Genomic DNA, 9789 nt, shown 5'->3' with positions numbered 1-9789 from the left:
TATGTCTCACTTTGTCCATTATTGTATAATTTTTTGAGGACTGCACAATCACCCTTTACGGGCAACCCGATTATGTGGTTGCTCGACTCAATCCTTATTCTATCTTAATTCCCAAAGAGTGACAGAAGAGGGATAGAAGCAAAAGCGTACAACCGAGTAGAGAAGGCTATTAATGTCCTAGGAGAGTGCTATACAATGGGGTTTATTCTTGTCTCTTGTCAGGGAGTTTAACTCAAGTTCCCCATGTCTGAAGTGCCCAAATCAAAGTCTTCTGGTCTGAGACTGGTTATTTTTGCGGCGATCGCCTTTTTCCTCTTTAGCCTCACCCTGACCTTGCACCGCTATTATACCTTGATCGCTTGCAAGTGGAGTATTTAGTGGCCGATCTGTGGCGCTTGCAACGCGATCCATCCGCTTTTACCCAAGAGCGTCACTTGCTTTACTATAATGTAGTCCTGATTGATGCGCTATTGCAACAGCGCAGTTATGGGATTCTGGAGTTTAAGGATGGAGTTGTGTTCTTGCGCCAAAATGCAGCAAACGATCCAGAGGCGATCGCCGCTTGGTTAGCCTATCGACAAATGCTCAATCCCCCGATCCAAAATATCCACCAAGAACTCAATCCCACTTCCCCATTATCTTAAGCCTACCCATTACCCGTTACCCATGTCCCCAAAAATTGCCCTCATTGCCCACGATCGCAAAAAAGACGATATCGTTAACTTTGCCCAGAAACATACTAAGTTACTCTCTTGCTATCCCCTGATTGCCACCGGGACTACCGGGGAGCGCATCGCCTCGGCCACCGGATTAACCATAGAATGCATGTTATCTGGGCCCATGGGGGGGGATGCCCAAATTGCCGCCCAAGTTGCCACAGGTCAAGTGAGAGCGCTTATTTTCCTTATTGACCCCCTCTATGCCCAACCCCACGAACCCGATATTAATGCTCTATTGCGGATTTGTGAAGTGCATGATGTGGCGTTGGCGACCAACTTATGCACCGCAGAAGCGATCGTTACCAGTCTGCGGCGCACTCGTCGGGCACATTTAATCTTTAATCCCGTTTCCGGTGCAGGAAACTCCCACCAAGACCTGTTATTGATTCGGCAGTTGTTGGAACCCTATTTCCAACTGACGGTATCCATGACTACACCAGATGAGGAACCGGAAGTGCTAGCCCAAGCGGCGATCGCCCAAGAAGCCGATCTGATCATCGCCTCTGGCGGTGATGGCACAGTATCCGCCGTTGCTGGAGCCTTAATTAGCACAGAAATCCCCCTAGGTGTGATTCCCAGAGGAACCGCCAACGCCTTTGCCAACGCCCTCGACATTATTTCTCTTTCCAGCTTAACTCCCATTCGCACCGCTTGTGATGTAATCATTACCGGAATGACTCGCGTCGTGGATGTAGGATTATGCAATGGTCAACCCATGATTCTCTTAGCCGGTATCGGTTATGAAGCTGGAGCCATTGAAAAAGCCGATCGCGAAGCCAAAACTCGTTGGGGTCCCCTAGCCTATATCATTGCAGGATGGAAGCAAGTTCGAGAACACGAACTCTTCGAGGTGGAAATGGAAGTTGATGGCGTGCTGAAAACCTTCCAAGCAGGAGCCATTACCATTGCCAACGCTGCGCCCCCGACCTCTGTTATGGCTCAAGGTATGGGTCAAGTCCTCCCCAATGATGGCTTATTAGAAGTAGTCATTATTACGGCTGAGACCAAACTTGCCACGGTGGATGCCATGATTGATTTATTTGGTTCTGGACTGACTAAAACTCCCATTCAACGGGAAGATACCCTAGGAGTACGCACGCGCAAAGTTAAAGTCGCCACTCATCCCCCTCAAAAAGTCGTCTTAGATGGAGAAATCATTGGCACAACCCCCATTGAAGTCGAATGTATTCCCCAAAGCTTGACAGTACTTGCACCTCCGCCGAATCAAAGAATCAATGATTAACCCATTGAGGACAACGGACTCACAAAGTCACTAATTTGATCGAAACGAAAGTCATGGATTAACTCGATGATTGCGGAGAATACAGCGCTTCGCGCGGTAATAGGTAATAGGTAATAGGTAATAGGTAATAGGTAATAGGTAATAGGTAATAGGTAATAGGAAAACCATTTTTCACGCTATAATGCCCATTCTTCCGGCTTTTCATGGGAAGGCACTCTCAAGGAAAATTTCGATTACTGTACCTCATAACATCGAAAAGTGCTGTATGTTCAGGGATTTCTAAACAATCGGCAATATTTTCTTGGGTGCGTTCGCCCATCTCATCTAATAACTGATAAGCGATTTTCTCTACTGATTTTTGATTGTTGTTAAAATAAATAGCCCACTAATCCCAATTTAATCTTTAATTTCCAATCAAGGGGTACGTTTTGTATCTTTCCCTATTGCCAAGAAATGGAACCCAAGTTACAACAGCCATAAGAGAGCATCAGAGGGAAGAGTAGGCAATGAAGATTTTATTGGTCGAAGATGATGAAGCCCTAGCTGAATTGTTGAAAAATGAACTGACTGCTCACCATTACTTGGTGGATGTGGCTTTTGAGGGGAACTCAGGATGGCAGCTTGCGGAAGGGATTATCTACGATTTAATTTTGCTCGATGTGGGATTGCCTCAATTAAATGGTATTGAATTTTGCCAGAAACGGCGCAAAAAAGGCGATCGCACTCCCATTTTATTAATGACGGCTCAAGACTCTAGCAACCAAAAGGTGACGGGTTTAGATGCAGGCGCGGATGATTACCTCATCAAACCGTTTGACTTACCGGAACTTCTAGCTCGAATTCGCGCTCTGTTGCGCCGGGGAAATAATACTCGACTCCCGATTCTCACCTGGGGTAAGTTACGTCTCGATCCCGGTAAATGCCAAGTTATGTATGGGCAAAATCAACTCAAACTGACAGCAAAGGAATATGAATTGCTGGAACTCTTTTTGCGTCATCCGGAACGTATTTTTAGTCAAAGTGCAATCCTCGATCATTTGTGGTGTTTTGATGACCCCCCGTCCGAAAATGCGGTACGCACCCATATCAAAAGTTTACGCCAAAAACTAAAAAAAGCGGGTACTGCGAACGATTTAATTGAGACGGTGTATGGTTTAGGTTATCGCCTCAAGGCTAGAAGTCAAGAGTCCTCTACCACCCAAAGCTCTGGCATTCCTCCCGCTTTTCTCTCTATTTGGGAGCGGTATCAGCATCAATATTGCGATCGCCTCAAAGTCATCCAAACGACCCTAGACCATATACCGACTGGTTTCCTCAATCCGGATTCCTTACACGATGCCATTCGAGAATCCCATACCCTGGCGGGTTCCTTGGGTAGCTTCGGTCTCATTCGGCTTTCTGAGGTAGCCCGGCAAATCGAGCATAGCCTGAAAACCGCTCAAGATCGAACAACGCTCCGAGATACCATAGCGCCTCAAATCGAGGAATTACATCAAGGTCTCACCCAGAATAGTCCAGAAAAACAGACTCCTCCCCCCCCACCAGAGATTCCCTTGCCCCATATTCTGACGATCGAACCTGACCCTATTTTTGCTCAAGCTCTTAAAGAACAAGCGATCCGCGCTCACCTCAATCTGAAAATGGTGTCTACCCTATCAGAGGGGAAAGAGCAAATGCAGCAACAGCGACCGGATCTGATTTTATTGGAGTTATCTCTACCGGAAACTTCCCCTACTCAAGTTTTAGAATGGATTACGTCCCTCTCTACTGCTCAACCTCCCATTCCGGTGGTGGTTATGACCGAGCAAAATACCCTGAACGATCGCGTAGCGGTAGCTAGAGCAGGAGGTCAAGGGTTTCTACAAAAACCAATTCTGGCACAGGAGGCGATCGCTTCGGTACGTCCCTTTTTAAAAGGAGATCAAACCCAATCGCCCCAATTACTCATTGTCGATGATGACTGCCAACTGTTGGCTTATTTGGAAGACATCCTCACACCTTGGGGTTTTGAGATTACTTCTCTTGAGCATCCCCAAGCCTTTTGGCAAATCCTACAACACATCCAACCTGATTTAGTGCTGCTGGATATTGAAATGCCTGAAGTGACGGGAATTGATCTGTGTCAAGTGCTGCGGAATGACCCCCAATGGATGGCGCTTCCAGTGTTGTTTTTATCGAGTCATCAAGATTCTGAAACGATTCAACAGGTCTTTCTCGCGGGAGCTGATGATTATATCCAAAAACCGATTGTAGAACCTGAGTTAATTGCTCGCATTCTCAACCGGTTAGAGCGCCGAAAAGTAGGGTCGAAGGGCTGTTCACCTCTATTGGTTCAGCAATGTTTGCACCGCAACTAACCCACCCGTGAACAGAGATACAATAAAAAGATTCGGGTGTCTAGCCCTTATCAGGCGATCGGATATGGTATTTCCCAATTATCGATGCAATTCCTTAGAAGGAGAGAACCGCACTCAAGCATCAGAGCGGTTTAGGACTCAACTGGCAACTGATGCCGAAATCCATCAGGCTTTGTCTGTCCTGCAACATCTGATGCTCATTATCGATCTCGATCGCCATCAGATTAAAGTGATTCCCACCGATATACAGGCGGATTGGGTGCAACTGACGGTACAAGAATTATCCAGAGAGGGCTATTTATGCGCTATGGAAAAGGCGATCGCCACTCAAACCCCCCAATCGTTTCAATATCAGTTAACCCACACCAACCAACTTACCCGCTCTTTTCAAGCTCAAATTTATCCTTACGCTGACAATACCGTTCTTTGGGTTGCACAACCCCACGCCTCCCTCTCTCCTCCTCCAAGTTGGCCTTCTCTGCTGGCCGAGATTACCCTAAAAATCCGTCAGTCTTTAGATGTAGAGGAGATTTTAGAAGTTACGACGACCGAAGTCTGTAAATTATTACAAACTGACCGAGCCTTAATTTTACAACTCCAAAAAGATGGCTCGGCACTCGTGATTCAAGAATCGGTTGTTCCTGGATGGATTGCTTTATTAGGGCATAAAATTTATGACCCTTGTTTCCGAGCTTATGAATTCCACTATCTCCAAGGTCGAATCGGTCAATTAAGTCAGATTGAAACACTCTGTAAAGATTCCTGCTATCGAGATTTATTGGATTATTTTCAAGTTCAATCGAATTTGGTAATTCCGATTATTAGTCAAGATAAGCTCTGGGGCTTTATTGTCCTGCATCAATGTTCCCATCCCCGGGACTGGCAATCCTGGGAAATAGATTTTATCAATCAGTTAGGCAATCAAGTGGGGATTGCTATTAATCAATCTGAAATCCTGAAAAAAATGCAGGTTGTGGCACAAAAACTGACCTTTCATTTTGAAAATTCTCCCCTAGCGGTGATTGAATGGAATCATGAATTCCGGGTCAGTCAATGGTCTCCCCAAGCCGAGCATATTTTAGGCTGGGATTTTGCTGAAGTGCAAGGACAACATTGGTCTCAATTTCCGTTTATCTTTGATCCAGATTTAGAAGAGTTTAAGGAGTCTGTTTTTAGCCTCATTGATGGCAGTCAGGATCGCCAGATTTGTAGCTATCGGAATTTAACCAAAACAGGACAGGTCATTTATTGCCAATGGTATCATTCCGTTCTGCGCGATCGCGAAGGGAACGTGCTCTCGATTCTGTCCTTAGTGCAAGATGTGAGCGATCGCCACAAAGCTGAAACGGCTTTGCGCCAAAGTGAAGCCCATTTCCGCATCACCTTTGAACAGTCTCCCATTGGCATGAGCTTAAATAATTTAGATGGTACGGCTGTTCAACTCAATCAAGCCTATCTGAATTTATTAGGGTATAGCTTTGCCGAACTGAAGAAATTGCCCATTCGCTACTTTATTCATCCCGACGATCTGCATATCGATCAAGCGCTCTATCAGCAACTGATCGATCGGAAAATCGATCACTATACCATAGAAAAAAGATTAATCAACAAATCTAAAGAAATCGTCTATACTCTGTTCAAAGTTGCCTTAATTTATGACGATAATGGTGACCCCTTGCATCTGATTTCGCAAGTTATTGATATTAGCGATCGCCAACAAGTTGAAGAATCCCTCAGACAGAGTGAAGAACGATGGCAACTGGCGATTCAAGGCAATCATGATGGCATTTGGGATTGGAATGTACAAACGAATCAAGTCTTTTTCTCACCTCGCTGGAAAGAAATGTTAGGCTATTCTGACGGAGAAATTAGTAATGATCTAGAAGAATGGACAGAGCGAATCCATCCCGATGATTTTCCCTGGGCAGTGCGAGCGATTCGCAAGCATTTTAATCAGGAAACGCCTTTTTATATGCACGAGCATCGATTACAGTGTAAAGATGGCAGTTATAAATGGATTTTAGACCGGGGCAGAGCCTTGTGGGATGAAGCCGGAAATGTGCTGAGGATGGTGGGTTCTCACACAGATATTAGCGATCGCAAGCAAGCAGAACAAGAGCTACAGCAAACGCAAAATTTCTTACAGACTATTATTGACTATTTACCGGTTGCCGTATTTGTCAAAGAAGGCAGACCGGACAAATTTGGACAGTTTAAGTTATGGAATAAAACCTGCGAGCGAATTTTTGGGTTAACGGCAGAGCAAGCCGTAGGTAGCACAGATTATGATTGGTTTCCCTGGGAACAAGCCGATGGATTTGTCTGTAAAGATCGAGAAGTTTTAGCCCGAGGAGAACCAGAAGAAATCCTGGAAGAACGGGTCGATAGTTATCCTCTCGGCCAGCGAATTTTACATACCATAAAAGTGCCCATTTATGGAGAAGAGTATGAGCCAGAATATTTACTTTGTATTTCCGAAGACATTACCGATCGCAAACAAGCGGAGGCTGCCCTACGAGAAAGTGAGGCTCGCTACAGTTCCCTCACCAATGATGTGCTAGATAAATCCGCCGTCGGTATTTTTATCCTGGATGCCAACTTTAAGGTGGTTTGGGTGAACCAAACCCTAGAAAACTTTTTTGGAATTCATCGGGAAGAGATTATCGGCCGGGATAAACGAGAGCTAATTCGCGATCGCATTCAATACTTCTTTGCCGATCCTCAACAGTTCAAAGATACAGTCTTAGCCACCTACGACCATAACACCTATACCAAGAACTTTGAATGCCATATTCTCCCAGCTTCCGACCGTCAAGAACGATGGTTAGAACACTTGAGTCAACCCATTGAATCCGGTCTATACACAGGGGGTCGCATCGAACATTACACAGATATTAGCGATCGCAAAAGCAATGAAGCCGAACTCCATCGCCTCAACCGCGCTCTCCATACCCTCAGCAACTGTAACCAGGCGATCGTGTCAGCGATGCGGAGCATTATCGTCCGTTCCACCTACGAAACTGACCTACTCCAGAATATCTGTGACATCCTCGTGAACCTGGGGGGATATCGCCTCGCTTGGATTGGCTATGTACAACAGGATACCGAAAAAAGCATTACCCCCATGGCCAAAGCTGGGTATGAAGAGGGATATCTTGACCAGCTCCACATCACTTGGGCTGATACTGAACGAGGCCGAGGCCCTACCGGAACAGCTGCCCGTACCGGTCAACTTTGTGCGTTCCAAAACATTCTTACCAATCCTCACTATACTCCTTGGCGAACCCAAGCCAAGCAACGGGGCTATCGTTCCTCCATTGCCCTTCCCCTGAAAACTGACCAAGGCGTATTTGCTGTCCTCAACCTGTACTCTAGCCAACCCGATGCCTTTGATGCCTCTGAACTTCAGCTTCTGTGCGAATTAAGTGAAGATATCACCTATGGGATTATAGCTCTGAGAACCCATCACGCTCACGCTGAGAGTGAGGAAAAGTTCCGCCAACTGACTGAAAATACGGATGATGTGTTCTGGATGACCACGGCGAGCCTCGACCAAATACTCTATGTGAGTCCCGCCTATGAAAGGATTTGGGGACGCACTCAACAGAGCCTCTATGAACGGCCCCAGTCGTTTGTAGAAGCCATACATCCGAGAGATCGCCCCAGGATTAGCGCCATTCTCCAATCTTCCTATACTTTCGATCTCGAATATCGCATCAGGCAACCCAATGGCAACCTTCGCTGGATTTGGGATCGAGGCTTTCCCATTTTTGATGCCAACGGCAAGGTGTATCGGCGAGCCGGAATTGCCAAAGATATCACCACCCGTAAAGAAACGGAAGAACTCCTGCGTAGTACGAATGAACATCTAGAAGTCCGAGTCGCCCAACGGACGGCTGAACTAGCCTCAGCCAATCACCGGTTGCGAGAGGAACTCGAACAAAGACAACGGACGGAAACTCAACTTCGTAACTCCCACAAACAATATCGCACCCTCGTGCAGAATTTTCCCCAAGGGGCGGTATTCCTGTTCGATCGACAGTTCCGCTATACCATTGCTGACGGAGTTGGATTAGCCGCTATGGGATTGGACGGCGATCGCCTAGAAGGTCAATTAATTAACCAAGTCCTGCCGGCTGACCTCTTGCAAAACACCGAATTTATCTATCATTCTGCCTTAGTAGGGCAAACCGTGGCCACAGAAATCACCTATCAAGAACGAACTTACCACTATCGCGCTAATCCCCTCAGAAATGAACAGGGCCAGATTTTTGCTGGCATGGTGGTGATGCAGGATATTACCGCCCAAAAACAAAGTAAGGCGATTCTGGAGGAAGCGGAACGCCGATGGCGAACCCTACTGGAAAATGTACGCTTGTTGGTTGTGGGACTCGATCGCCAGGGAAACATTGAATATGTTAATCCTTTTTTTGCCGAATTAACGGGCTATAAAGCCTCGGAAATCATCGGCAAAAATTGGTTTGACACCCTGATTCCAGCCCATGCTTGTTCCAAAGTACGCCGTGCTTTCCAAGCGATGCTAACTCCCGAAGGGAATCCCCATTATCAACATACTTTGCTGACCCAGTCTGGGGAAGAGAAAAAGATCGCCTGGAATAACACCCAACTCCATAATGCCCAGGGAGAGGAGATCGGGACCATGAGTATTGGTGAAGATATTACCGAACGTTACGCTATTGAACGGATGAAAGATGAATTTATTTCCGTAGTGAGCCATGAATTGCGTACCCCCTTAACCTCCATTCATGGAGGGTTAAATTTATTATCCACTGGCTTAGTCGATCCAAGTTCCGCCAAAGGAAAGCATGTGATCGATATTGCGGCTGAAAGTGCAGAGCGTTTAGTGAGATTGGTCAATGATATCCTGGAATTAGAGCGCCTAGAGTCTGGCAAGATTCGTTTACAAAAACAGGCGATCGCTGTCAACGAATTATTACGGCTCGCTGTAGAGCAAATGCAGGTGATGGCCAGCCGCGCTAGAGTGACCCTTGTGGTTTCAGAACAGACTTCAGGCATAGAGTTTTATGCGGATTTAGACCGTATGTTACAAGTGCTAACCAATTTGTTAAGCAATGCGATTAAGTTTTCCGATCCAGGAAGTCAGGTTAGGTTAACAGCCATCCTTGGCTCTCCTAGCGATCGGATCGGCGATCGCCAGCCTTATTGCAGCCTGCCGTATTCCCCCTGTTGGGACTCCCCCCACCTCATCTTTACCATCGAAGATTGGGGGCGAGGAATTCCAGAAGATAAATTGGAGTCCATTTTTGAGCGTTTCCATCAAGTCGATGCTTCTGATTCCCGTCGTAAGGGAGGCACGGGTTTAGGTCTAGCCATCTGCCGCAGTATTGTGGAGCAACATGGAGGACGGATTTGGGTAGAAAGCCAATTAAACCAAGGGAGTCGGTTTTCGCTTTGCCTATCCATCTATAGCCAAAGAGAGGGATAAATC

At 46.4% G+C, this 9789-nt stretch carries 5 protein-coding genes; all 5 read left to right on the top strand.

The annotated features are described in order from the left end of the window. The first annotated feature begins 243 nt into the window (after nucleotides 1-243). The 5 genes from AC3A14_RS14770 to AC3A14_RS14750 all read left to right on the top strand — a co-directional run bounded on the left by AC3A14_RS14770 (nucleotide 244) and on the right by AC3A14_RS14750 (nucleotide 9786). Nucleotides 244-378 (top strand): hypothetical protein, encoded by a 135-nt coding sequence (locus AC3A14_RS14770; protein WP_318735162.1) that lies wholly within the window; start codon nucleotides 244-246, stop codon nucleotides 376-378. Then, entirely contained in the window at nucleotides 366-644 is a 279-nt protein-coding gene (locus tag AC3A14_RS14765; protein ID WP_318735160.1) for a hypothetical protein, read from the top strand. The genes AC3A14_RS14770 and AC3A14_RS14765 overlap by 13 nt, the downstream gene beginning before the upstream one ends. 22 nt (nucleotides 645-666) lie before the next feature. Continuing rightward, the gene (gene mgsA, locus AC3A14_RS14760; protein WP_318735157.1) at nucleotides 667-1962 is read left to right on the top strand and encodes a methylglyoxal synthase; all 1296 of its coding nucleotides are present in this window, start codon (nucleotides 667-669) and stop codon (nucleotides 1960-1962) included. A gap of 506 nt (nucleotides 1963-2468) precedes the next feature. Beyond that, nucleotides 2469-4319, top strand: a complete 1851-nt coding sequence (locus AC3A14_RS14755; protein ID WP_318702070.1) for a response regulator — start codon at nucleotides 2469-2471, stop codon at nucleotides 4317-4319. Nucleotides 4320-4383: 64 nt separating this feature from the next. Then, nucleotides 4384-9786 (top strand): PAS domain S-box protein, encoded by a 5403-nt coding sequence (locus tag AC3A14_RS14750; RefSeq protein WP_318735155.1) that lies wholly within the window; start codon nucleotides 4384-4386, stop codon nucleotides 9784-9786. Nucleotides 9787-9789 lie beyond the last annotated feature (3 nt).

It is taken from the genome of Roseofilum sp. (assembly GCF_982964205.1).
The sequence above is the reverse complement of the archived record's forward strand: the minus strand, read 5'-3'. Positions and strand labels throughout refer to the sequence as shown.

Excerpts from the sequence above, each read along its gene's own strand:
- AC3A14_RS14755 (WP_318702070.1), top strand. The coding sequence starts at position 2,469 with ATGAAGATTTTATTGGTCGAAGATGATGAAGCCCTAGCTGAATTGTTG.
- AC3A14_RS14750 (WP_318735155.1), top strand. The coding sequence starts at position 4,384 with ATGGTATTTCCCAATTATCGATGCAATTCCTTAGAAGGAGAGAACCGC.
- mgsA (WP_318735157.1), top strand. The coding sequence starts at position 667 with ATGTCCCCAAAAATTGCCCTCATTGCCCACGATCGCAAAAAAGACGAT.
- AC3A14_RS14770 (WP_318735162.1), top strand. The coding sequence starts at position 244 with ATGTCTGAAGTGCCCAAATCAAAGTCTTCTGGTCTGAGACTGGTTATT.